General features: G+C 74.1%; 12 protein-coding genes. 6 read left to right on the plus strand and 6 right to left on the minus strand.

What is annotated here, in order from left to right; translation table 11 throughout:
- Nucleotides 1–3 precede the first annotated feature (3 nt).
- Nucleotides 4–2,691: an ATP-binding protein gene (locus tag IE260_RS00300; protein ID WP_189868351.1), complete on the minus strand. Its 2,688-nt coding sequence runs from the start codon at nt 2,689–2,691 to the stop codon at nt 4–6.
- 179 nt (nt 2,692–2,870) lie between these two features.
- Here IE260_RS00300 and IE260_RS00305 point away from each other — a divergent pair, with 179 nt between their 5' ends.
- The 3 genes from IE260_RS00305 to IE260_RS00315 all read left to right on the plus strand — a co-directional run bounded on the left by IE260_RS00305 (nt 2,871) and on the right by IE260_RS00315 (nt 6,746).
- Nucleotides 2,871–4,139 (plus strand): MFS transporter, encoded by a 1,269-nt coding sequence (locus IE260_RS00305; protein WP_189868352.1) that lies wholly within the window; start codon nt 2,871–2,873, stop codon nt 4,137–4,139.
- 4 nt (nt 4,140–4,143) lie between these two features.
- Complete coding sequence (locus tag IE260_RS00310; protein WP_189868353.1) at nt 4,144–5,298, plus strand: anhydro-N-acetylmuramic acid kinase; 1,155 nt, start codon at nt 4,144–4,146, stop codon at nt 5,296–5,298.
- 467 nt (nt 5,299–5,765) lie between these two features.
- Entirely contained in the window at nt 5,766–6,746 is a 981-nt protein-coding gene (locus IE260_RS00315; RefSeq protein ID WP_189868354.1) for a DUF2510 domain-containing protein, read from the plus strand.
- Between the two features lie 153 nt (nt 6,747–6,899).
- Here IE260_RS00315 and IE260_RS00320 read toward each other — a convergent pair whose 3' ends face one another.
- The gene (locus IE260_RS00320; protein ID WP_189868355.1) at nt 6,900–7,511 is read right to left on the minus strand and encodes a TetR/AcrR family transcriptional regulator; all 612 of its coding nucleotides are present in this window, start codon (nt 7,509–7,511) and stop codon (nt 6,900–6,902) included.
- Nucleotides 7,512–7,707: 196 nt separating this feature from the next.
- On the opposite strand from IE260_RS00320, the gene IE260_RS00325 reads away from it, so the two are divergent.
- Both IE260_RS00325 and IE260_RS00330 read left to right on the plus strand, forming a co-directional pair.
- A complete protein-coding gene (locus tag IE260_RS00325) occupies nt 7,708–8,511 on the plus strand; it encodes a phosphatase PAP2 family protein (RefSeq protein WP_189868356.1) in 804 nt (267 codons plus the stop codon).
- The gene (locus IE260_RS00330) at nt 8,508–9,446 is read left to right on the plus strand and encodes a DMT family protein (protein ID WP_189868357.1); all 939 of its coding nucleotides are present in this window, start codon (nt 8,508–8,510) and stop codon (nt 9,444–9,446) included. Before IE260_RS00325 ends, IE260_RS00330 begins: the two co-directional genes overlap by 4 nt.
- Before the next feature lie 3 nt (nt 9,447–9,449).
- On the opposite strand, the gene IE260_RS00335 is transcribed toward IE260_RS00330, so the two are convergent.
- Nucleotides 9,450–11,501, minus strand: coding sequence for a phosphocholine-specific phospholipase C (locus IE260_RS00335; protein ID WP_189868358.1), 2,052 nt, complete (start codon nt 11,499–11,501; stop codon nt 9,450–9,452).
- 172 nt (nt 11,502–11,673) lie between these two features.
- Between IE260_RS00335 and IE260_RS00340 the strand changes: the two genes are divergently transcribed.
- Nucleotides 11,674–12,975 carry an MFS transporter gene (locus tag IE260_RS00340; protein WP_189868359.1) on the plus strand — a complete coding sequence of 434 codons (1,302 nt, stop codon included), beginning with the start codon at nt 11,674–11,676 and terminating at the stop codon, nt 12,973–12,975.
- 51 nt (nt 12,976–13,026) lie between these two features.
- On the opposite strand, the gene IE260_RS00345 is transcribed toward IE260_RS00340, so the two are convergent.
- The 3 genes from IE260_RS00345 to IE260_RS00355 all read right to left on the minus strand — a co-directional run bounded on the left by IE260_RS00345 (nt 13,027) and on the right by IE260_RS00355 (nt 23,810).
- Nucleotides 13,027–15,186: an SWIM zinc finger family protein gene (locus IE260_RS00345; RefSeq protein WP_229880262.1), complete on the minus strand. Its 2,160-nt coding sequence runs from the start codon at nt 15,184–15,186 to the stop codon at nt 13,027–13,029.
- Nucleotides 15,183–18,734, minus strand: coding sequence for a DUF5682 family protein (locus tag IE260_RS00350; RefSeq protein WP_189868360.1), 3,552 nt, complete (start codon nt 18,732–18,734; stop codon nt 15,183–15,185). Before IE260_RS00350 ends, IE260_RS00345 begins: the two co-directional genes overlap by 4 nt.
- Before the next feature lie 66 nt (nt 18,735–18,800).
- Nucleotides 18,801–23,810 (minus strand): DNA-binding protein, encoded by a 5,010-nt coding sequence (locus tag IE260_RS00355; protein ID WP_189868361.1) that lies wholly within the window; start codon nt 23,808–23,810, stop codon nt 18,801–18,803.

A 23,810-nucleotide genomic window follows, 5' to 3' on the forward strand; every position in this document is an offset into this window, starting at 1 on the left:
GCCTCAGCCCAGTCCGCATCCCGCCGCCAGCGCCTCTTCGGCCCGCGTCACCAGTCCGTCCGCGCCGCACGAACGCGCCAGCGCCAGGCCCCGGTTCAGCTCGGCCTCGGAGCGCGCCGCGATGCCGTACTCGACGCGGGCGGCGGCGTGCTCGTACTGGCAGGGCGATGCCTCCAGATAGGTGACCGCCTGGGCGGCGAGCCGGACAGCGCTCTGCCCGGTCTCCAGGGCGGCGGCGCAGCGCAGTGCCTCCCCTATGGCGGTGTCCGTGCCGAAGCGCTCGGCGTGGCGGCGGGCGTCCGAGGCCAGTCGCGCGGCCCGGGCCGGGTCCTCGGCGGCGAGGGCCCGGGCCAGGTCGGTCGCCCACGGAACCAGCACGGGATTGTGATGGCCCCGTGAGGCCGCCGCCTTCTCGGCGACCTCCAGCTCGTTGACGCCGTCCTTGGTGCGGCCGACGGCGAGCAGCAGCCGGCCCCGGACGACGCGCGGGTCCGGCAGCACGATCGTGGACGGGTACGGCGGGGCGAACCCGTACTGGCCGGCGACCGCCCATGCCTCGTCGACGTGGCCGCGGGCGAGCAGGGTGTCGACCAGGTTGCAGATCGCGGACCAGTACAGCGGCAGCCCGCGGCCGACCCGCTCGGCGATGCGCAGCGACTCGCGCAAGGACGCCTCCGCCTCCTTCAGCCTGCCCCGCCTGCGGTGGCCGAGGCCGACGTAGGCGTGTGCGAGGGCGAGGGCGAGGTGGCCGCCGCTCCAGCCGGCCGTCTCGTAGGCGCGCAGGGCCTCGGTGAACAGCGCCTCGGCGCGGTCCAGCCGGTCCGTGTACGCGTAGGCGCTGGCCAGCATCATCGGCAGTTCCAGGCCCCACTCGCTGTCGGTCCAGCCGAGCCCGGGTGCGAGGCGGCCGTTGACGAGGGCCCGGTCGCACAGCTCGGCGACCTGCTCGGCGTTCTCGCCGTGGGTCATGGCGTCGAAGCCGCGCAGGATCAGCAGGGCGCGTTCGGCGTTGTCGCGGCCGGTGCAGTTCGCGGCGATCTCCGCGAGACGGGCCGAGCGGCCGGGCGATGCCGTCTCACCGGCGTGGATGCCCTCCCACATGTACTGGACGGCCTGCAACCGCAGCCGCACGGGGCCCTCGGGGGTCCGGGCGGCCTCCGCCTCGACGGTGCGGACGGCCTCCTCCAGCTGGTCGTTGTGGAGCAGGGCCTGGGAGAGGCGGAAGACGGCGTCGACGCGCTCGGCTCCGTCCAGGCCCGGCATGGCGAGGGCGGTCCGCAGGTGGCCGATGGTCGTGGCGGGCGCGGTGAGCAGGGTGGCGCGGCCGAGTTCGTAGAGAACGCGGGCGTGCGTGTCCGGCAGCGGCGGTTCCTGCAAGGCGCGTTCGAGGCAGCGGCGGGCCGCGTCGGGGGCGCCGACGGCGAGGTGTTCGCGGGCGGCCTCCCGCAGTTGTCCGACGACCTCCGGGTCGTCGTCGGGGTGGACCCTCAGCAGATGGCGGGAGGCGGCCGCGGCCCCCAGCCCGGAGTCGGTGACGAGCTGGGCCGCTATGCCGTGCATGGCCGTGCGCAGGGCGTCCGGGATGGAGTTGTAGACGGCGGTGGCGATCAGCGGGTGGACGAACTCCAGGTCGTCGGCGGGCATCTGCCCGGCAGCCGGGTCGGGCGCGGTCAGGATGCGTGCAGTGCGCAGCAGCTCGGCGCAGCGGGCGGCGTCGTCGTGGTCCAGGGTGGCGAGCCGGGCCACCATGTCGACGGTGATGCCTGTGCCGAGGATGGCGGCGGCCCAGGCGAAGCGGGTGGCGTCCACGCCGAGTTGTTCCAGCCGGGCGACCAGGCCGCCGCCGCGGGCCGAGCGGTTCAGGGCGCGCAGTTCGCCGGCCTGGGCCTCGACCGGTTCCAGCTCGGTGTCCTGGACCTTGGCGAGCAGTTCGACGGTTTCGTAGGGGTTGCCGCCGGTGACGGCCCACACCTCGCGGCAGAACGGCGCGTCGGCGTGCGCGCCCAGCGTGGCGCGGGTGAGCCCGGCCGTCGCCTCCGGGGTGAGGGCGTTCAGCGTGGCGAAGTGGTCTCCCGCGGCGGCGATCGCGTCGAGGTGGCGGGCGCTGTCGCCGGTGGCGTCGCCGGGGCGGCGGGCGACGACGACCAGTACGGACGTCTCGTCGAGACGCTCGGCGAGCGCGGCCAGCCAGCGCAGGGTCTCCTGGTCCGCCCAGTGCGCGTCGTCGATGAGCAGCACCAGGGGCCATTCCCGGCGGGCGAGCCGGCGCACGGCGGCGACCAGGCCGTCGCACACGCCCTGCGGGTCGGCCTGCCGCTCACCGGGTTCCGCTATGCCGAGGGCGGGGCCGGCTATGTCGTACCAGTCGCCGAGGTAGTCGCGGGCCTCCTCGGGCAGCATCGACACGAGCGCGGGCTGCAGGAGTTGCCGCACGACGTTGAAGGGGACGGAGCGCAGGGTCTCGCCGCCGCGCGCCGACCAGACCGTGCAGCCCCGGGCCTCGGCGATGCGACGGGTCTCGGCCAGCAGCGCGGTCTTGCCGAATCCGGCCTCGCCCCGGCACACCAGCAGGCTGCCGGAGGACGAGTCGTCCGCGCACAGGGTGTCGACCGCCCGTGTGACGGCGGCGACTTCCGCGTCGCGCTCCCACAGGGAAGCCGAGGCGGCGGCCGTGGGCCGTACCTCCGTCATCCCGCTACCTCCCCAAGTCGCCCGAACGACGTACAGAGCCTGAGCCTAGCCGTCCGACTGCCTGAGTGGTGGCCTGACCGGGCAGCAGTTGCCGTGACGGGTGACATGCGGTACAGCGCGTGCGACGCGCCCGGCCCGTCACCAGCCAACCCGTCCGACCGAACGTCAACAAGCGTGAGGTGAGCGCCATTTACCAGGAACGACGCGACGACCGTCGCCGGGCCCTCGTCGCGGGCTCGGTCGGGAATCTCATCGAGTGGTACGAGTTCGGCGTCTACGGCTACTTCGCGACCGTCATCGCGGCACGCTTCTTCACGCCGGAGGGCGGCAGCGAGATCGAGGGGCTGGTGAAGACCTACGCCTCCTTCGCGCTGGCGTTCTTCTTCCGGCCGGTGGGCGCGGCCCTGTTCGGGCGGCTGGGTGACCGGATCGGCCGCCGGCCGGTGCTGGTCCTGGTGATCGCGCTGATGACGGTGGCGACCGCGCTGATCGGAGCGCTGCCGACGTATGCGCAGGTGGGCGCTCTGGCGCCGTGGCTGCTGACCTTCCTGCGGGTGCTGCAGGGACTGTCGGCCGGCGGTGAGTTCGGCGGCGCGGTGTCGGTGATGACGGAGTTCGCCCCGCCGGGGCGTCGCGGGCTGTACGGCTCCTGGCAGTCGTTCACGGTGGCGCTCGGGCTGCTGGCCGGTGCGGGGGCGGCGGCGCTGCTCGCCACCGTGCTGACGCCGGGTCAGCTGAGCGCGTGGGGCTGGCGGCTGCCGTTCCTGATGACGCTGCCGCTGGGGCTGGGGGCGCTGTGGCTGAGGCTGCGGCTGGACGAGACCCCGGCGTTCCGTCAGGAGCGCGAGGAGGTGACGCCGCCCGCGGGTGAGGTCGTGCGGGCGATCGCGCTGGGCGCCGGGCGGATCATGGGCTGGGCGGCGGCCGGTTACACCTTCCTGGTCGTGCTGCCCTCGTATCTGCAGAGCAGTCTGGACGCGAGCTTCCAGCAGGCGCTGGTGGCCACCGTGCTGGCCAACCTGGGGTTCGCGGTGACGATCGTTCCGGCCGGGTACCTGAGCGACCGGGTCGGGCGGCGGGCGGTGATGCTGACCGGCGCGGTGCTGGTGGTGGTCCTCGCGGTGCCCCTGCTGGACCTGCTCCAGGACACCGGGGCGTCGAACGCGGCGAAGGGCGCGGCGGTCCTCGGCGCGGGTGCCGTGGTGGGGCTGATGGCGGGGCCCGGTCCGGCGATGCTGTCCGAGATGTTCCCGACCCGGGTGCGCTACACGGGTCTGGGGCTCGCCTACGCCCTGTCGAATGCGGTGTTCTCGGGCTGCGCGGGGCTCGTCATCACCGAGACCGTCGAGCGGACCGGCAACGTGGACGTGCCCGCGTACTACGCGGCGGCCACGTGTGCGGTGAGCGTGCTCGCGCTCCTCGCGCCGGGCACCAGAAGGGCGAGGTGAGGGCATGCGGGTGATCGGGCTGATGTCCGGGACGTCGTACGACGCCATCGACGCGGCGGCGGCGGACCTGGAGCTGGACGGTGACAGTCTCGTCATGAGACCGCTCGGCATGGTGAGCGAGGAGTACGACGAGCCGCTGCGCCGGGCCCTCGCCGACGCACTGACCCCGGCCGCCGTGACACTCGCCGACGTGTGCCGGCTGGACACGCGGATCGGGCAGGCGTTCGCGGCGGCGGCCGTGCGGGCGGACCGTGAACTGTGCGGCGGTCGGGCGGAACTGGTCGCGTCGCACGGGCAGACCGTCCATCACTGGGTGGAGGAGGGACGGGTGCACGGCACGCTGCAGCTCGGCCGGCCCGCCTGGATCGCGGAGGCGACCGGGCTGCCGGTGGTCGCCGACTTCCGGACGCGCGACGTAGCGGCCGGTGGGCAGGGGGCACCGCTGGTGAGCCTGGTCGACCTGCTGTGGCTGCGCGGCCGGCCGGGCACGCCGGTGGCGCTGAACATCGGGGGCATCGCCAATCTGACCGCTCCCGACGGGACCGCCTTCGACACCGGTCCGGGCTGCGCGCTGATCGACGCCGCGGCGCGGGGCTTCAGCGGCGGGCGCCTGGCGTACGACGCCGACGGGGCGCTGGCCGCCGCGGGCACCGTGCACGAGGGGCTGCTGCGCCGGCTGCTCGACGAGCCGTACTACGCGCTGCCCGCGCCCAAGACGACGGGCAAGGAGCTGTTCCACCTCGGTCATCTGCGCGACGCGCTCGCCGGGTTCGGGACGCTGCCCGCGGAGGACGTCGTCGCCACGCTCACGCGGCTCACGGCCCGGACGGTCGCGGACGCGGTGCGCTCGGTGGGCGCGACGGAGGTGATCGCCTCGGGCGGCGGCACCCGCAACCCGGTGCTGATGGACATGCTCGCGGGCCTGCTGCCGGACACGGCGTTGCGCACCTCCGACGAACTGGGGCTCGCGTCGCAGGCGAAGGAGGCGTACGCGTTCGCGGTGCTCGGGTTCCTGACCGCGCACGGCCTGCCGGGCACCGAGCCGGCGAGCACGGGCGCGCGGCACGGCAGCGTGCTCGGCTCGGTGACGCCCGGCCGGGAGCAGCTGCGGCTGCCACCGCCGGCCCGCGAGCGGCCGGTGCGGCTGGTGCTGCGCTGAGCGGCGGGCCCACGGGATCCGCCGAGCCCTTCAGGCCGGGCCGCCGAGCCGACTGCGGCTGAGGCGCCGGGCCGCGGACCCGTACCGGCAGGGCAGCCGAGCCGGTTGCGGCCAGCCCGCGGATACTTCGCGCACCCAGCAGAGCCCCGGGTCGGCTGCGACACAACCGCGAAATCCCGCGACCTGTACCAACGGGCCGCCGAGCCGACTGCGGCACAGACGCCGGTGCTCCGCGAACCCGCACCGGCAAAGCCCCCAAGCCGACTGCAACACAACCGCGGAACCCCGCGACCCGTACCAACGGGCCGCCGAGCCGACTGCGGCACAGGCGTGAAAGCGCCCGGACCCGTACCGGCAGGGATGGGAGCAGCCTGGTCGCCGGATTTCGCCGGGGCGGGGTGGGTCGGGATCTGTTCGTGACCGACTCCTCTCATCCCCCTTTCACCGACGCCTCATACGGTGGGGGCATGACGCAGGTGACTCCTCCCGGGTGGTATCCGGACCCCGGGCAGACAAGTGACGGTCCCGCCACCGAGCGCTGGTGGGACGGCAAGGCGTGGACCGACCAGGTCCGCCCCGCGGGGTCGGCCGCCGCGTGGGGTCCCCCGGCGCCGCAGCCGGCGCAGCCGCCGGCGGCCGACGCCGTTCCCGGGCCCTACCCGGTGCATCCGGGGTATCCCGGGTATCCCGTCCGGACCGCCGGCCGGCGGTCCGGTCTGCGCACGGGCACGGCCGTGGCCGTGGCCGTCGCCGTGCTGGCCGGCATCGGGGTCGGCGCGTACGTGATGACGGACGACGACGGTTCGGACGGCACCAGCGCCGGCTCCCAGCAGCAGGACCGGCGCGGTGACCGGAACGCCCCCTTCGGCGGTGAGTCGCCCGCTCCCGACTCCCCCGGCGGCTCCGAGCCGCCGACCGTGGACAGCGGTTCGGTGACGGACCCGGTGAGCGGGATCAGCCTGCCGGTTCCTGACGGCTGGGAGGGCCAGGAACTGTCGGTCGGCGCGCAGGTGACGTCGAAGGACAGCTACGAGTGCCCCGGCGACACCTCCAAGACCTGCACCAAGGGCGGCGCCTACTCGGCGCCCGCGGTCGTGCTCGGCACGAAGGGCGACACGGCCGAACAGGTCGCGAAGGCGGACATCGAGGCGAACGCCGAGGAGTCCTACGGCGGCAAGTCCTACGGCGAGATCACCTCGCACGAGGTGCTGGCCTCCGAGGCGGTGACCGTCGCCGGACAGAAGGGCTACCTGGTCCGCTGGAAGGCCGTCACCGCCAAGGGCGCCGACGGCTTCGTCGAGTCGCTCGCCTTCCCCTCACCCGCCGACCCCGAGCGGATCGTCGTCGTGCGGTTCGGCGTCGACGCCGACGGGAAGCAGACCGTGATCGACGAGATCACCGAGGGCATCGAGGTGTCCACCGGGGGCGGCAGCGGTCAGGACGTCTGACCGGTCCGCGCCCCCCGGACACGAGTCGGCCGGGTGGGGTGCCCTTCCGCTCAAAGGGCATCCCACCCGGCCGGGGGGTGCGCGCCGCCCCCGTCCCCACGGTGCGGCGCGGGCAGGCCACCGTCCAGTCATCCCGTGGACGGCGACCTGATCTCAGGGGAGGCCGAGTGCCGGCAGCACGACGGCCTCCACGAACCGGACGAGGTAGTCCGCGTCGGCGTACTCGCCCTCGATGACGGGGCGCATCCGGAGCACGCCGAACATCTGTGCGGGCACGTACTCGAGCGCCGGGTGGTCGGCGGGGACCTCACCGCGCTCGACCCCGCGCCTCAGTATCTCCCGCAGCGCGGCGATCTCCGGCTCGACGAGCGCCTCGCGCAGCGCCCGCTGCAGTTCCTGGTCCTGCATGACGGCGTGCCCGAGCGCCTGGAGCAGGGTGTCCTTGCCCGAACACTCGCCCGCGACCCGGGCCGCCTGGCGCAGGTCCTCGGCGAGGGAGCCGGTGTCGATCCCGGCGAAGCGCACCCGGCGGTGGGACCGCAGGGCCGCCGCCACGAACTGCGGCTTCGTCTTCCACTGCCGGTACAGCGTGGACTTGCTGCACCTGGTGCTGGCGGCGATGCCCTCCATGGTGATGGCGTCGTAGCCGCACTCACGGATCTGTGCGAGCACGGCGTCGAAGAACTCCTGCTCACGCTCCGGCGTGATCTTGGAGCGGCGCGAGGCGCCGACCGTCTCCGGTCGGTCCGCGGCCTGCGACGTCATGGGCTGTGCTCCTCGCTCGGGTCAGGCGGCCAAGGGCCCCGTTCCAGTGTGTCGTATGTCTACCGATACACCAGTGTACCGGTACACGAGCGTATCGGTACACTGACGTATCGGAACGGGGTCGTATCGATGAGAACCGTCACAGGCCCCGTCCCCTGCACCACACACGCACCACCATCAGCGAAGGGGCCGGGGGATGAATGCCCGTACCGAGCCTGCAGAAGCGGAGTCGGACGCGTCCGCGCGCCCACCGCTCGTCCGAGAGCTCCTGCTCGTCGCGGGGCTCTTCCTCGTGTACAAGTTCGGCCGCCGGCTGGCGACGGGCCACACCGCAGAGGCCTTCCGCAACGCGCACGACGTGTGGGACCTGGAACGAGCGCTGCACCTGCCCGGCGAGGGGGCGGTGCAGTCCCTTCTGCTGCGCGACGACACCCTCGTCCACGTGGCGAACACCTACTACGCCACCGTCCACTTCCCGGCCACCGCGGCCTTCCTCATATGGCTGTACCTGCGGCGGCCGGCGCACTACGTCTGGGCCCGCCGGGTGCTGGCCGCGGTGACCGGCGCGGCGCTGGTGCTGCACCTCGTCTTCCCGCTCGCCCCGCCCCGGATGCTGGGCGCGACCGGACTGATGGACACCGCGCGGGTCTTCGGGCCCTCGGTGTACGGCCCGCCGCGGGCCGACTCGCTGTCGAACCAGTTCGCGGCGATGCCGTCGCTGCACTTCGGCTGGGCGCTGATGCTGGCGATCGGCCTCGTCGTGGCCACCCGCTCCCGCCGACGGTGGCTGTGGCTGCTGCACCCGTTCGTCACCCTGCTGGTCATCGTGGGCACCGCGAACCACTACTGGCTCGACGTGATCGTGGCGACCGTCCTGCTCGGCCTCGCCCTCGCGGTGATCCGCCTGCCGCGCCGGACCCGGACCACGGTGCCTCCCGGCCGGCCCGCGCTCCGGCGGCGGCCGGCGGAGCAGCCCGAGCTGGTGGGGGCGGGCCGATGAGCGCCGCCCTGGTCGCCGTCCTGCTGTCCCTCGTCTCCGCCGTCGCCTACGCCGCCGCGGCCGTGGCGCAGGAGCGGCTGGCCGCCCGCAGCCCCGGCACGGGCGCGCTGCGGATGCTCGGCAGCGGCGCCTGGTGGTGGTCGGTCGCGCTCAACGCCTCGGCCGCGCTGCTGCACGTCGTCGCCCTCAAGTACGGCCCGCTCACCGTGGTCCAGCCGCTCGGCGCGCTCACCCTGGTCGCGGCGGTGCCCCTGGGCGCGCGGCTCGCGGGCCGGCGGGTCAGCGCGGTCGAGTGGCGGGGCACCGGACTGACCCTCCTCGGACTGGGCGCGCTGCTCCTCACGGCCTCGGGCCCCGCGCCCGACGACGTGCTGAGCGTGCCCGAGGCGCTGGTGGTGTCCGGCACGACGGTGGCGCTGATCGGCATGCTGTCGTGGCCCGGTGCCCGCCCGGGCCTGCGGCATGCGACGGCGTCGGGCGTCGCCTCCGGGGTCGCCTCGGCGCTCACGCAGACCGTCACGGTCGCCGCCACGGACCGGTCGGGCCCGCTGCTCAGCGCCCAGGTGATCGGGGTGGCGGTACTGGTGGCCGCCTTCGCCACGGGAGGACTGCTGCTGTCGCAGACCGCCTACCGGGGCGGGCTGGGCGCCCCTCTCGCCGTGGTGACTCTGGCCAACCCGGTGGCCGCCGCCGTGATCGGGCTGTCGCTGCTCGGCGAGCGGCTCCGGGGCGGCCCGGCCGGTGTGCTGCTCGCCCTGACCGGCGCCGCGCTGGCCGCGTGGGGCGTGGTCCTGCTGAGCCGGGCGACACCCCCGGGGACGACCGACCCCCATCCGGTGGCCGCCGTGCTGGCCCTGGAGCCGGAACCGGCCGGGACGGAACCGGTGGTCGTGCCCCGGCAACCGGAGCCGGGGCACCTCACGGTCGCTCCGTGACGATCAGTCGGTGACGATCGCCGGGTCGCTCACCCCCGGGCGCCCGTTCTCCACGTGCCCGGCGAACCGCCGCAGGAAGGCCGGGTCCGCCTCCGAGGTGACGGTCAGGTCGTACCAGCGCCGGCCCGCCGCGAGGTCGACGGTGTGCCGCACGGTGGCGCCGGGGCGCACGGTGACGGTCCTGGTCCGGTCGGCGTAGGCGTCGGCGAGCCGCATCCGGACGGTACCGGTCCCCCGGTTGGTGAACGTCAGCTCCACGTCGTCCCCGACGTGCCGGGCCGTGACCTCGGGGCCGGCGGTGTCGCCGCGGCCCTTGAAGACGCGGAGGAAGCCGTTCGGGCCGTGCACGGTCAGGTCGTGGGAGCCTCCCGAGTACGCCGAGTTCCAGGTGTCCGCGATGGTCTTGCCGGCCTCGGTGGTGTACGTCCACGGCCCGTCGGTGCGGTTGCCGGAGGTGACGAGGAAGGCGGCGCCGGCCCGCGGGCCGGAGGCGAAGGTGAGCGTGAACCCACCCGCCGCCGGGTCCGCCGAGCCGTCCACGGCGGGGGCGTACTTCAGCGGGCGGGCGGGGCGCAGGCCCCGCTCCTGCTTGGGCATGTCCGGGTCCGCCGGCGGCGTCGGACGGTAGTCGGGGTGGCGCTCGCGGTCCGGCGGCTCGTAGCCGTCGGTGTCCGGCAGGCGGGCCGGGCGGCTGTCCGGGCGGGAGAAGTCGAACGCGGAGGTCAGGTCACCGCAGATCGCGCGCCGCCAGGGCGAGATGTTGGGCTCGCGCACGCCGAAGCGGCGCTCCATGAACCGGACGACGGAGGTGTGGTCGAAGGTCTCGGAGCAGACGAAGCCGCCCTTGCTCCACGGCGAGACGACCAGCATCGGCACCCGCGGACCGAGCCCGTAGAAACCCTCGCGGTGGGTCTTGCTGCCCGGGAAGACGTCCAGGGAGACGTCGACGGTGGACCTGCCCTGCGCGGCGGACTTCGGCGGCAGCGGCGGCACCACGTGGTCGAAGAAGCCGTCGTTCTCGTCGTACGTGATGAACAGGGCCGTCTTCGCCCACACCGCCGGGTTGGAGGTGAGTGCGTCCAGGACCTGGGCGATGTACCAGGCGCCGTAGTTCGAGGGCCAGTTGGAGTGCTCGGAGAAGGCCTCGGGGGCGGCGATCCACGATATCTGCGGCAGCCGGTCCGCCTTGACGTCGGCGCGGAGCAGGTCGAAGTATCCGTCGCCGTTCTTGACGTCGGTGCCGGTGCGGGCCTTGTCGTACCACGGCTCGCCGGGCTCGGCGTTGCGGTACTTGTTGAAGTACAGCAGCGAGTTGTCGCCGTAGTTGCCGCGGTAGGCGTCGCCGATCCAGCCCCACGAGCCGGCCGCGTCCAGGCCGTCGCCGATGTCCTGGTAGATCTTCCAGGAGATCCCGGCCTCCTCCAGACGCTCGGGGTACGTCGTCCAGTCGTAGCCCAGCTCGTCGTTGCCGAGGACCGGTCCGCCGCCCTTGCCGTCGTTGCCTGTGTGGCCCGACCACAGGTAGTAGCGGTTGGGGTCGGTGGAGCCGATGAACGAGCAGTGGTAGGCGTCGCAGACGGTGAAGGCGTCGGCGAGCGCGTAGTGGAAGGGGATGTCCTCACGGGTCAGGTACGCCATGGTCGTGGTGCCCTTGGCGGGCAGCCACCGGTCGTACCTGCCGTTGTTGTAGGCGGCCTGTCCGTCGGGCCAGCCGTGCGGCAGTCCTTCGAGGAACTGCATGCCGAGATCGTCGGCGTCCGGGTGGAAGGGCAGGACCTCCTTGCCGTCCTTCGCCTGGTGCCAGACCGACTTGCCGCCCGGGAGGGTGACCGGGTGCGGGTCGCCGAAGCCGCGGACGCCTCTGAGCTTGCCGAAGTAGTGGTCGAAGGAACGGTTCTCCTGCATCAGGACGACGATGTGCTCGACATCCTCGATCGATCCCGAGCGGTGGTTCGCCGGGAGCGCGGCGGCGCGCTCGATGCTGGCGGACAGCGCACTGAACGCGGTGGTGGCGCCCGCGAGTTGAAGGAAGCGACGCCGGTTGACTTCGGGCATGGGGGTGGGAAGCCTCTCGCCTCGGGTGAGTTCAGCCGGCCGGACGGTGCCGGGTGATGACGCAATGCGCGCGAAAGGAGTGTTCCAGGAGCAACAAACGTCAGGGAAGGGTCCGGTGGCGCTCATGTGAAAGTCGTCGGTACGTGAGGTGTGCCGGCCCCGACGCACGGGGATGGTCGCGATCATGACAGGCATGCACACGGACACGGACTCCCCGCCCACCCGACGGCCCGCACGCCAGCTCCTCGCGGCCTCCGTGGGCAACGCCGTGGAGTGGTACGACTGGTACGCCTACACCTTCCTGGCCACCTACATCGCCGACCAGGTCTTCCCCAAGAGCGCGGACAACTCGCTCGTTCCGCTGCTGTCGACCTTCGCGGTGTTCGCGGTGGGCTTCTTCATGCGGCCCGTCGGCGGCCTGCTGATGGGCGCGATCGCCGACCGGCACGGGCGGCGCGCCGCGCTGACGGTCACCATCCTGCTGATGGGCGGCAGCAGCCTGCTGGTCGGGCTGACCCCCACGTACGCGGCCGTGGGGGTCCTCGCCCCGGTGGTCCTGGTCGCCGCACGGCTGCTGCAGGGCCTGTCCGTGGGCGGCGAGTTCGCGGCCTCGACGACCTTCCTCGTGGAGTCCGCGGGGCCCGGCCGCCGCGGACTGTTCTCCAGCTTCCAGTACGTCTCGACGACCGCCGGACAGCTCGTCGCGTCCGGCATCGCGGCCCTGCTGGTGAGGTCGCTGAGCGAGGACCGGATGGACAGCTGGGGCTGGCGGGTGCCGTTCGTCCTCGGTGCGGTCCTCAGCCTGGTGGGCTTCTGGATCCGGCAGGGCGCCGAGGAGACCCGCAGCGCCGAACAGCAACGGGCGCCGCGTCCCGGCCTGTTCGAGGCGCTGCGCCGCCATCCGCGCCAGTCCCTGCTGATCGGCGGCATCACCGCCGGGGGCACCATCGCCTACTACACCTGGACGTCGTACCTGCCGACGTACGCCGAACTCGAGGCGGGCGTCGCCAAGTCGGACGCGCTGCTCGCGGGCACGATCTCGCTGGCCTTCTTCGCGCTGCTCCAGCCGCTCGGCGGACTGCTCTCCGACCGGTTCGGCCGCCGCCCGCTCCTGCTGTTCTTCGGCGTCGGTTTCGCCCTGCTGAGCGTGCCGCTGCTGCACGCCCTGCGCGACTCGTTCACCGTGCTGCTGCTCGTGCAGTGCTCCGGCATGGTCCTGCTGACCGGCTTCACCTCGATCAGCGCGGCCGTCAACGCGGAGGTCTTCCCGCCCCGGGTCCGCGCCGCCGGCATCGGCTTCCCCTACTCGCTCACGGTCGCCCTGTTCGGCGGCACGGCCCCGTACATGGGCACGCTGTTCAAGGAGCTGGGCCACTCCGGGCTCTTCCCCTGGTACGTCGCGGTGCTGTGCCTGCTGTCCTCGCTGGTGTACCTGCGGCTGCCGGAGACGGCGCACAAGGAGCTGGAACGCTGACGCCCGCCCGACGCCCCGCCCTGCAGCGCGCGCACCGGCACGCCGGCCGGCTCACCCGTGCCAGGTCCGGTGCGCGAGGGCGGCCTCGGTACCGGCGAGGTAGACGGCCGTGGCGAGCCACTGCGTCGTGTAACGCTCCCGGTCGTCCTCGTGGAGGCGGCCGAAGGCATCGCGGCCGCGGTGGGCGGCCGCCGCGCCGAGGGTGGCGACCAGCTCCGCGCCGGTGACGAATCCACTGCGGCGCAGCACGGCCACGTCGCCTCGGTGGCCGTCCTGCCGCGCGGCTTCGGCGGCGGCCCGGCGTCCTCCCGCGACGGCCAGTTCGAGGATGCGGCGGATCCGCCGGAGCGGCGAGCCCTCAGGAGGGGCGGCGGATCCGGAGGGGACCGGCGGGGACGGACACGGCAGGTCCCGCGGGAAGTGCTCGTCGCCGAGGACGTCGTAACCGGTGTCGGCTCGACCCCGCCAGCCGTCCGGGAGGCGCAGCGTCGCCTCGGTGCCGGGGACCGGGCCGACGGCCAGCGGGCGCAGCGTCGTGCCCCGCTCGGGATCGACGCGGCCGACGACCCGGATCCGCAGCCCGGGATGCGCACCCAGCCGCCGGAGGTTGGCGGTGTGGGCGAGGCCGGGATGGCGGTGGGCGGGTGCCAGCCGTACGAGCGGGCCGTGCGCTGCCCGTCCTCCCCCAGCGGACGGGCCGCCCCGGTCTGTCAGTACCCGGACCAGCAGGTCCCCTCCGTCCACCGCGGCGACCTCCACGTCGCAGCCGGTCAGCGGCCGGGCGTGCCCGGCGCCGGCCGGATCGCCCGTCAGGGGCCCCGGGACGCGCTCGGTGGCGGAGTCGGTGCCCGGACCGGCGAACATCGACCCCCATGCGGCCCCGGTCCAGGGTCGTCCGGCGGCGAAGGTGACACGGACACCGCGTTCCGGCAGCAGACGGCCTTCCGGGGAGACGGCGGCCCCGGAGATGAGCAGGCCGCCGCGGGACAGCCGGAAGTGGTCGCTGAGGAAGGACCGGATGGCGACGTGGGCGGTACCGGCTCGGCGTGCCCTGGCCGGTCCGCCGGGCTCGACGTCGCTGAGCGTGTACCAGCGGCCGTCGTCGTCGACGAAGTGGGTGACCACCCCGCCCAGGCGGTCCGGGCCGATCACCGGTTCACGGCAGACGCCGTGGAGCCGGAGCGGCCCTTCGGGGTGGTGGTTGCGGCGGACGGCGCCGATCAGTTCCGGATCGGGATCGGCGGTCTGCAGACGATGGGTGACGAGGAGGAGGTCCCGCAGGGCGGAGACCAGCTCGTCGAGGCTGTGGCGGCGGTGCGGGTCGCGGGCGTCGCGCAGGCGGCGCACGACGCTCAGGGCCGCGGCCTCCGCGCGGTGGAGGCCCGCGAGGCGAGCGGTGTGGGCGGCTCGGAGCAGCTCGGCCTGAAGAACCGCTCCCGCACCGGCCGTTCCGGCGGAGAGCACGGCGGCCGCCGCCGTCCGGAGACCGGAGGCCGCCCGGATCCGGTCGGCGGAGGGGCCGGTGGGAGCGGCGGCCGGGGCGCGACGGTTCGGATCGGCGGGCGGGACGTTCCTCCGGCGTTCTTCGGGCTCTTCGGGCTCTTCGGGTTCTTCGGGCTCTTCGGTTCCAGCAGGCTCTTCGGGTTCAACGGGTTCAACGGGTTCGCCGGGTTTCTCGGGTTCAGCGGTTCCTTCGGGTTCCTCGGGTCCAGGCTCCTCGGGTTCAACGGGTTCGCCGCATTTCTCGGGTTCAGCGGTTCCTTCGGGCTCTTCGGGCTCTTCGGGTCCACCAGGCTCCTCAGGTTCAACGGGTCCTTCTGGTGCGGTGGGACCGGACAGTGCGGACGGTTCGAGCGGCACGGGCCGGGCGGGTGCCGCGACGGCGACCGGGCAGGCGCCCAGCACCGCCGCCCGGTGCAGGCAGCGCGGCGCCAACAGGCAGGTGCAGCGGGCCTGGCCGGCGGCGGTGACCGCACCGGACGGGTCGGGCTCCAGGGTCACCCGAGCGTCCTCACCGCAGCGGACCCGGAACGTCCCGTCCTCGGCGGTGACGGGCGCGGCGGCCAGGGCCTCGACGGCGGCGTCCAGTCTGCCGCGCAGCCGGGCGGTCAGTCCCTCCACCGCGGAGGCGAACACCTCGGGTACGACCGGTGGAAGTGGGGCGTCCGTGCCGGAAGAGGCCATCGGGTTCATCGAGTCGCCCGTGTTCATCGAGTGGCCCCGCGGAGGCGCTCGCCCACCCAGCGGGCGAGCGAGAGGGGACTGAGGGCGGCCACGGGCATGCCGGCCGCGACGAGTTGCCGGGCGATCGGCACCGAGTAGCGGGGGACTCCGCCGTCGCCCAGGGCGGCGCAGCCCAGCAGTTGGACACCGGAGGAGAGCAGTGCCCTGGTCTCGGCCAGCAGCCCGTCGAGCGCGCAGCCCTCCTCGAAGTCGCTGACGACCACCATCAGGGTGCGGTTCGGCACCTTCACCAGCGAGCGGGCGTGGGCGAGCCCGGCCGCGACGTGCGTACCGCCGCCGATCTTCACCTCCAGCAGCAGCGAGAGCGGGTCGTCGACCCGGTCGGTGAGGTCGACGACCTGCGTGCTGAAGGTGAGGAAGTGGGTGGAGAGCATGGGCGCACCGGCCAGTACGGCCGCCGTGAGTGCCGACCAGACGACCGAAGTCTCCATGGAGGCGGAGACGTCGACGACGAGGATCAGCCGCCAGTCGCTCTCCCGCGCGGTGCGGGTCCGGAAGACCGGTCGTTCGGGGACGATCTCGACCCCGCCGTCCTCCCGGCGGCGGATGTGGGCGAGGTTGGCGCGCAGCGTACGGGGCAGGTCGAGTCCCCCGCCGGGGCGCCGGGTGGGGCGTGGGGTGCTGAGGCCGGTCAGCGTGGGGCGCATTCGCGTGGCGAGTTCCCGGGTGAGTTCCTCGATCAGCCGTTTGACGAGCGGCCTCAGACTCGCCACCCGCTGCTCGGGCATTCCCCGGGCCAGCGTCAGTACGGCGCAGAGCAGTTCCACGGACGGACGTACCGAGGCGGGGTCGAGGTGCGCGATCACGTCCGTGCGGCCGTTCGCGGCGGCGCGTCCCAGGACCTCCTCCCGGATGTCCGCGCCGAAGAGCGCTTGGAGTTCCTCGGCCCAGTGCCGGGCACTGGGATATCCCTGGCCCTGGCCGCCGGTGTGTTCGTCCTCGCCCCGGCCCTCGGCCGGGTACGCCTCGCCGTCGCCCCGGACCGTGTCGTCCGCGCTCTCCTCACCGCCCTGCGCACTCCCCTCCCCGCTCTGCCCGAACAACTCGTCGAGGGCGCGCGCGTAGGGCCACAGGTCCGGCTGGAGGCTCTCGGTGTCGCGGCCCAGCAGCAGCCGCCAGCGGTCGGCTGGACCGAGCCGCGGAGTCCCCCGCGCCGGGCCGCCGCAGGCCACCGGCTCGCTCGGCGCGGATGCCGGCCCGTCCGGAACGGGCCCCTCCGTGGGCGTCGGAGGTCCGGCTCCGGCGCCGGAAGGCTGCACCGGCGCGGCGGCACCCGCGAGGCTCCCGGCCAGACCCAGTTCCCGGAGTACGGCGAGCCCCTCGTCGTCGGCCTCGGCCCAGCGCCCGACCAGCGCGGCGGGCGCGGTGAGCCGGAGGCCGGGCCGGTCGCCCAGACGGTCGGTCACGGCCGCCAGGAGCCGCCCCCGTCCCGCCGGGGTGAGCGCCCGGAAACCGCCGCGCAGTGCGGGAAGCCGGTCGAGGAAGCTCCGGTCGTCCATGGTCTCGACGCGTTCGAGCAGCGGGTCGAGCGCGGAGGGTACGGACTCGATCAGTGGTCCGGCGGCGATGAGCAGGCCGGTGAGCCGGCGCTCCAGCCGGTGCCGGGTGTCCGGTCCTGTGGCGGTGTCGACCCAGTCGGCGAGCCTGCCGCCCAGCAGTTCGGAGCTGTCGAGGCCGAGCAGCACCCGAGCGGCGAGGGCCGCCCCCTGGACGAGCGGGGAACCGGCGCGGGAGAGGTGGTGCAGCTCGCCGTCCAGGCGCAGGCCGAGCCGGTCCTCGGCGCTCCTGACGGCCAGGGTCACGAGAGCGGCGGCGTCCTCCTCCTCGTCGCTGCCGGCCAGCCCCGGCAGGGCGCGCACGGCGGCTTCCACGAGGGTGTCGGACAGTCCGGCCGCCCGGACCCGCACCCGCTCGGTGGTGCCGGGCAGGTGTTCCCGGCGTATCGACTCCGACACGTCGAGGGCCGTCAGCAGTTCGGGCAGTGCGGCCGCGGAGGGCAGGATCCGCGCGGCCTGCGTGAGGCAGTCGCCGACGAGCTCCGGCAGGGCGCACCGGGCGGCGGCCCCCAGGAGGTCGATGACCCGGGCCGGGGTGGCTCCGCCGGCGGCCGACGCGCGGCGGTGGTTCTCCCGCAGGGTGCCGTCGGCCGCCTGGGCGGCGGTGACGCCTCTGACGCCCACCAGTTCGAGCCGGGCGGCGACCGCCGGGGTCCAGGCCGCCCGCCAGCGCGTGGTGAGGGCGTTCCCGTCCCCCGCGGCGGACACCTGGAGCGGCTCCGCGTAGCCCGCCCCGCACTCCTTGAGACGCTGGAGCAGGATCTCGCGCCGGGCGTCGAGGGCGGAGCGGAGCGGCGAGAGCCGGATCTCCCGGCGGGCGGGGCTGCCCGGACCGGGGAGCCGCAGCGACGCTAGCTCCGCCTCCACCCAGGGGCCGAGCCCGCAGCGCGGTGTGCCGGGGGCTGTGCGGCCGCGGCCCGTGCCGACCAGCACCGTTTCCGCGACCGGGCCGAGCGGTTCCCCCTGGCCCAGTACGGACGTCATCGCCTCCAGCAGTTCGCTCCGGCCGGGTGCGGGCAGGCCGCGCAGCGTGCCGAGGTCGCAGGCCAGCCGTAGGGTCTCGATCGCCTCACCGGTACCCGCGGTGTGCCCGGCCGCGCGGATCTCACGGCACAGTTCGGTGATGACGCGGGCGGCGGCGTCGCGTACCCGGCCGGGGTCGCCACCGGCGTCGAACACCGCCTGCTGCCAGCGCGGGTCACGGATGCCGGCCGGGTAGCCGGAACGGGGGTCCAGCAGGGCGAAGGCGTACGGCACCAGCGAGGTGACGACCGAGGAGCCCGGGCCCGTTGCCGGGAGGGCACCGGTCCCGGCGGCCGGGGGCTCCTCCTCACCGATCAGGCCGGGGGCGTGGAAGGCGCCGACCACCGCCGCGACCCGGCGCCCTCCGGCCGCGGCGACGGCGCGGCGCATGTGTGCCTCGCGGGCGAGGTCGACGGCCCCGGTCCCACCGCGTGCCTGGGCGCCCCTGCGCAGCGCCCAGCCGACGCCGAGGGCGGCCCGGCGCACGGCCTCGGGCGTGCTGCCGGGGGCCTGCGCCTCGACCGTGCGGTCCCACAGGTCGTCCCCGTCCGGCCCGGTCGCCGCCGGGCCTGCCGACCACCCCGGGTCCGCGAGAGGCAGATCGCAGCAGATCACTTCCGCGCCTCGTTGCCGCGCCCAGCGGATCGCCGCCAGTTCCGGTGAGAAGTCGGCGAGCGGGTAGAAGTGCAGCCGTCCGTCCTGGTGCGCACCGGTCAGCGCCACCGGCGCGATGGTGCGCGGGTCGGAGACGTACGGCAGCCACGGCTGGAAGTCGGCCGGCAGCTCGACGCAGACGACGTCGGCGGCCACGGCGTCCAGCAGCCGGGGTACGGCGAGGGCCAGTGCGGGACTGTGGTGCCGTACGCCGATCAGGTACGGCCGTGTCCGGGCTGCCAGTGCGGCCACCTGGGCGGCCGCCTCTTCTCTTACGGTCATGGATCCAAGTGAGCGGTTCGGCGGGGGACGGCCGCACGCGACGGCCGTCCCCTCAGGTGGCGGAACTCAGCGACGACGCTTTCGCGGTCGCGGCACCTCCAGTTCCTCCGGCTGCGGTTCGTCCCCGTTCTGTACGCGCTGCCAGGCCTCGCGGTACAGCGTGGCGACGGGCCGGGTGGGAACGACGACGCCCAGGACGGGAACCTCGCCGTCGAGGAGGTCGTACATCGGCAGCTTCCACCGCTCCAGCGGGAGGTGCGGGTTGCCGGGCTGGGTCCAGCCACCGGGCAGGAACAGCGTGCGGCCGGCCTTGGAGCGGTTGCCTTCGACCACGAGGTCGGTGGCGGCGAGTTCGGCGCGGGCGGTGCGGAGCCGGGCCGCTCCGCCCCGCTGCCTCGCCCAGCCGGTCCAGCGAGCGGTGTTGCGGTCGGTCGGATCCGGCATGGTGAGCAGCATCAGGTAGAGGACGGCGGCGTCCTCACCGATGCCGTACCGCTCGGCCACCTCGCCGACCAGGTCGGGCACCGACCGGGCGGGGTCCTGCGGCCACCACAGACCGTCCTCGTCGCGCTCGCCCGCCACCGGGTTCCCGGGATCGTCGAGCAGCTCGGCGAACGGCCCGTCGTGGACCAGGCGCAGAGCGGTCTCCTGGGCGTTCGGCCGCTCGCCGGTGAACAGCGCCGCCAGGTGCGGGTCGTGGCCTGCGGCGTCCAGCAGCGCGGGCCGGACCGCGGGGACGGGGTCGGGCCCTTCGGTGCCCACCACCACGGCGCCGTAGCGTACGAAGTCGTCGCCGGTCTCCGTCGGTTCGCCGGCGGCCCGCCGGAACGCCTCCCAGTCGACCCGCCTGTCGAGGCCGATGAGCAGGTCGGGGTGGGCCAGCCGGTCGCGCAGCGCGGTCAGGACGCCGGGCAGGGCGGCCCGGATCGGGTCGCCGGACGGGAGACGGTGGGCGAGCCAGGCGGCCAGGGCCACCGAGCCCTTCAGCACGCTGCCGTCGAAGCCGGGCGTCTTCTCGGCCGACTGGAGGTAGTAGCGGCCGAACGTCCAGGTCAGGTCCCGGGTCAGCCGCGGCTCGGTGGACGCGTCGAGGAAACCGCGCAGTGCGTCCGCCGGTGCCCAACCCGGGGAGACCACGGTGCGGACCGCGTCGTGGAGCACCTCCTCGGGGATGGGTGTACGCCGGCCCAGCCGCTCGTTCCAGACCTCGGCCGCACCGGCGACGTCGGGGCCGTCCGCCCACAGCCGGGACGGCTCGGTGGGCAGCAGTGCCGCCACGACGGCCCGCAGGGCGCCGGAGTCCAGGGATCTCAGTTCGTCCTTGGCCACGCGCGCGTCGGCCGACTTCACACCGATGGTCTTCAGGGTCGCGGAGGGCACGGCCTCGCGCTTGTCGTCGATCTGCGGCATTCCGGCGACCACGAGCCGGGCCATGGTCGGGGTGAGGCCCGTGAGCCGGGCGAACTCCTCGGCGGCCTCGGGGCGCCAGGGCACCGGGCCGCGCTGCGCGAGTTCGGCGCGGAAGGCCGCGACCCAGCCGGATGCCCGGGTCGGCTCCGGTACGAACGGCTCCTCGGACACCAGGGTGTACGGGGCGGGTGTCTCGAAGCGGCCGGACGGGTCGTGGTACACCGCGCCGTAATGCCTTCCCCTGATCTCGGCCTGGTCGTACTCGTGGACGAACCTGTACCACTCGCCGGGGAAGGCGAGGAACGCGCCGCCGCCCAGGTCGAGCACGGTCCCCTTCGTGTAACCCTGCACGGCGTCCGGCCCGTTGAACAGGCCGTGGTCCAGAACCAGTCGGACCCGGCGCCAGTGACCGGGATCCAGCTCCGTCAGGTCCTGCGCGTCCAGTTCGGCGAGAAACGCGTCGAGCGCCTGCCGGTGCTCCTCCACGGTGGCCTCCGAAGCGGCCCGCAGCGCCAGTACGGCGGGCAGTTCGGGCAGAGCCAGAGCGTTCACGTGCTCCAACGGCTGCTGCTCGGCCAGGGACACGTGCACGCGGCCCGCGGGGGCCGGCTCGGCAAGGCCCCGCACCGACCGGGCGAGGAGTTGCGGCAGCCCGAAGAGGTAGTGGTGGAAGTCGTAGTACCAGCGCTTGTCGCGTTCGGTCAGGCCGACACCGTTCAGCGCCGAGGCGAGCAGGCGGTCGCCGATCGCGGGCCGGGGTTCCTCCGGCACGTGGCCCTGGACCGCCGAGTCCAGCCGTGCGAGCGCCGCGTCCAGGGTCCGCTGCTGCTCGGCGGCGAACCGCACCACCCCGGTGATGCCCGCGCGCAGGGCCTCGTGACCGACCTGCGGCAGCAGTGCGCGGACCAGGCCGGGCAGCGCGTCCCGGTCGTCCGTCTCGTCGCCGGGCGCCTCCGCCACGGCCGCTGCCAGCAGTGCCGCCGCGGTGTCGTCGCCGAGCCGGCGGAGCGCCGCGGAGCCCTGTGGGTCGCGGGGCTGGAGCAGGTGCCAGTAGCGCAGGGGCGGCAGCAGGGCGGTGCCCGCGTTGAAGGGGCCGGCCGTCTGGCCATGTGTGACCTCGGCGATCACCCTGCCCTCGGTGTCGAGCAGCCGGATGTCGTCCGACCGCCGCGTCACGGTCACGGGACGGTCGGCGCCGGGGAACACCAGCGCGTGCTCCGGGCTCGCGCTCACGCCGGTCGGCACGACGACCGAGCGCCCGGCCAGGTCCTCACCTCGCCGCGAACCGTCGGGCAGCGTGATCACACGCCAGCCGAGCAGCCCGTCCACCGGGGCGCACATCGGACCCGGCACGGCGGAGGGGGCGGGCAGCAGCCAGGCGGTGTCGAGAGTGCTGCCCTCCGGAGCGGTGCGCAGCCCCTCGCCGAACCAGTCCGGCGCGCCGGGTTCCCCCACCGTGTCGCCTGCCGGGTCGTACGCGTGCCAGGCGCTGTTCCCGTCGTCGGCCCAGTCCTTGATCCAGACCCAGTACGACGTGCCGTCGCTGATCAGCTGCCGCCTCGGCGGAACGTGGGTGTCCCCTCTCCGCAGCACGCCGTGACCGGTGGCCCGGCCGCCCCCGGGCAGGGGGAGGGAGGCGGGCGGCATGCCGTTCATCCCGCCGGTCCCGTCCACCGCGCACGCGTAGGAGTGTCGGACGTCGCCCTCGACCGGTACCGGTGACGAGGCGTCGGCGTCGTGCCAGTAACAGTACGAGCTGGACGTGGAGAACGCGTACCAGGTGACGAGCAGTCCGCCGTCCACGTACCGGACGTCGGCACCCAAGCGGTCCGCCCTGTCCGGGAGGCGCAGCTCGTGACTGAGGACCGTGCCCTCCGCGCCGATCACCCGGGCCTGTGTCCCGTTGAGGACGATCAGGTACGGCCAGGCCTCGCTCACTCTCGTCCTGCGGGCCGCCTCCTGGGATGCGGGCGAGCCGACCGCCTCGTCCCAGGCGGGCCAGCTCAGCTCGTCCAGGATCCCGGTGCGCAGGGTGCGGGCGAGCGCCGGGGCCATGCCGGTGGACAGCGCTTCCCGTACCGCCTTCTCGGCGGTCGCCAGGACCTCGCCCGGCAGCCACCGCAGCGTCTCGAACGGACCGGAGTGGCGGGTGAATCCGCCCAGCTCCGTGGTGAGGTATCTCCGGCTGACGTCGGCCACCCATTCGGCGAGCATCGGTCGTCCGCCGGGCGACTCCGCGAGGGCGGTGACGGTGCGTTTGTCGATGTCCTTCCGCTCGTACGTGGGGCAGCCGCGGCGGAAGGCAGCGCGGAAGCGGTTGTCGGCCTCCAGGGCGACGAGGTCGCGTCGCTGGTCGCACGCCGCCCAGCCCTGGAGGTCGAGGCCGGCACGCTCCTGGGGGTCCGCGAGCGGGATGCGCAGGGCCAGGAGCTGGTCGAGGAGGTTGACGTCACTGACCGGCGGCGGCAACGTGCCCCCCGAGGCCGCGAGTTCGGCGCGCAGCGCGTCGGCCAAGCGGTCGACGAGCGGGTACAGCTCCGCCGGTGCGAGGCGGTGATTGTCGGTGCCGCACAGTGCGAGGAACCGGCGCGTCCAGCCGGCCGTGCCGTCGGGTGAACGCTCCTCGGTGGGCAGGGTGGAGTCGCACAGGCCGGCGGTGGCTCCGGTCTTCTCCAGCAGGTCGAGCCACTGGGGCAGTTCCTCCTGCTCCCACCCCGTGGGCAGCAGCCCCAGCAGCGTGCCGCGGACGGCGGGCTCCCGCCGGGCCAGTTCCAGCAGGGCGGCCCGGTGGGCCTTCCACCAGCCGGGCGGTGCCTTGACGGTGCCGGGCAGGGGCAGCACCTCGCGCAGGTAGGCCATTTCCTCGGCGAGCGCGTCCCTGCCCGCGACCGCCTTCGCCAGTCGGCGCAGATCGGTCGCGCCCGGGCTCGACGGAGCCACACCGTGCGCCGCGAGCCGGACGAAGAGCCCGCGCAGGTGCCGGAACGCCGTCGCCGCCGGTACCCGTGTCGACAGTCCCTTGGCGTAACCGGAGAGCACTTTCGTCGGCACGGCGTCGGCCAGGGCGAACTCCAGGAAGACCGCGTCCATGCGTGCCTCGTCGAACGGCAGCGCGTGCGCCGTCTCGGCCTTGCGCGCGTCGACGAACATCTGGGCCGCGTACGCCTTCTCGCCGGCGGCCAGGAACACCCGGCCCGCCTGCTCGTAGAACGTCGGCAGGAAGTGCGGCACGGACCCCGCGAGCCGTTCGCCGATCGACTCGTAGGTGGCGCGGGCCTTCTTCGGTCTGGATCTCACCGTCCGCGCGACCTTGTTCATCTCCTCGACCAGGGACATGGCCAGGTGGCCGTCCGAGGGATGACGGACCAGGACCCATTCGGGAAAGCCGAGTGCCCGGGGCTGCCCGAGACCGACCTCCACCGGTTCGCCCGCGGGTTCGAGGCCGAGGAAACCGGTGCCCGGGCCCCCGTTCCCTTCCGCGGCGCTCAGGCGTACGACGATCCGGCCGTCCAGGCCGGGGTGCCGATAGGCCTGGGTGACCATGGGCACGGCCCGGTCGCCGGCCCCGGTGGTGCCCGGCGGCAGCACGGCACCGGCGCGCAGCAACTCCTCCGCTTCCGCCCCTGTCACTGCCGTCGCCCCGTCCCGTGTCGTCGCGTCGTTCAT

Origin of the sequence: Streptomyces viridiviolaceus (assembly GCF_014650995.1) — a bacterium.
In the GTDB taxonomy this organism is placed as follows: Bacteria; Actinomycetota; Actinomycetes; order Streptomycetales; family Streptomycetaceae; genus Streptomyces; species Streptomyces viridiviolaceus.

Bases quoted from the DNA above. Each gene is read 5' to 3' on its own strand.
- IE260_RS00300 (WP_189868351.1), bottom strand. From the start codon at position 2,691: ATGACGGAGGTACGGCCCACGGCCGCCGCCTCGGCTTCCCTGTGGGAG.
- IE260_RS00310 (WP_189868353.1), top strand. From the start codon at position 4,144: ATGCGGGTGATCGGGCTGATGTCCGGGACGTCGTACGACGCCATCGAC.
- IE260_RS00315 (WP_189868354.1), top strand. From the start codon at position 5,766: ATGACGCAGGTGACTCCTCCCGGGTGGTATCCGGACCCCGGGCAGACA.
- IE260_RS00320 (WP_189868355.1), bottom strand. From the start codon at position 7,511: ATGACGTCGCAGGCCGCGGACCGACCGGAGACGGTCGGCGCCTCGCGC.
- IE260_RS00325 (WP_189868356.1), top strand. From the start codon at position 7,708: ATGAATGCCCGTACCGAGCCTGCAGAAGCGGAGTCGGACGCGTCCGCG.
- IE260_RS00330 (WP_189868357.1), top strand. From the start codon at position 8,508: ATGAGCGCCGCCCTGGTCGCCGTCCTGCTGTCCCTCGTCTCCGCCGTC.
- IE260_RS00335 (WP_189868358.1), bottom strand. From the start codon at position 11,501: ATGCCCGAAGTCAACCGGCGTCGCTTCCTTCAACTCGCGGGCGCCACC.
- IE260_RS00340 (WP_189868359.1), top strand. From the start codon at position 11,674: ATGGTCGCGATCATGACAGGCATGCACACGGACACGGACTCCCCGCCC.
- IE260_RS00345 (WP_229880262.1), bottom strand. From the start codon at position 15,186: ATGAACACGGGCGACTCGATGAACCCGATGGCCTCTTCCGGCACGGAC.
- IE260_RS00350 (WP_189868360.1), bottom strand. From the start codon at position 18,734: ATGACCGTAAGAGAAGAGGCGGCCGCCCAGGTGGCCGCACTGGCAGCC.
- IE260_RS00355 (WP_189868361.1), bottom strand. From the start codon at position 23,810: ATGAACGACGCGACGACACGGGACGGGGCGACGGCAGTGACAGGGGCG.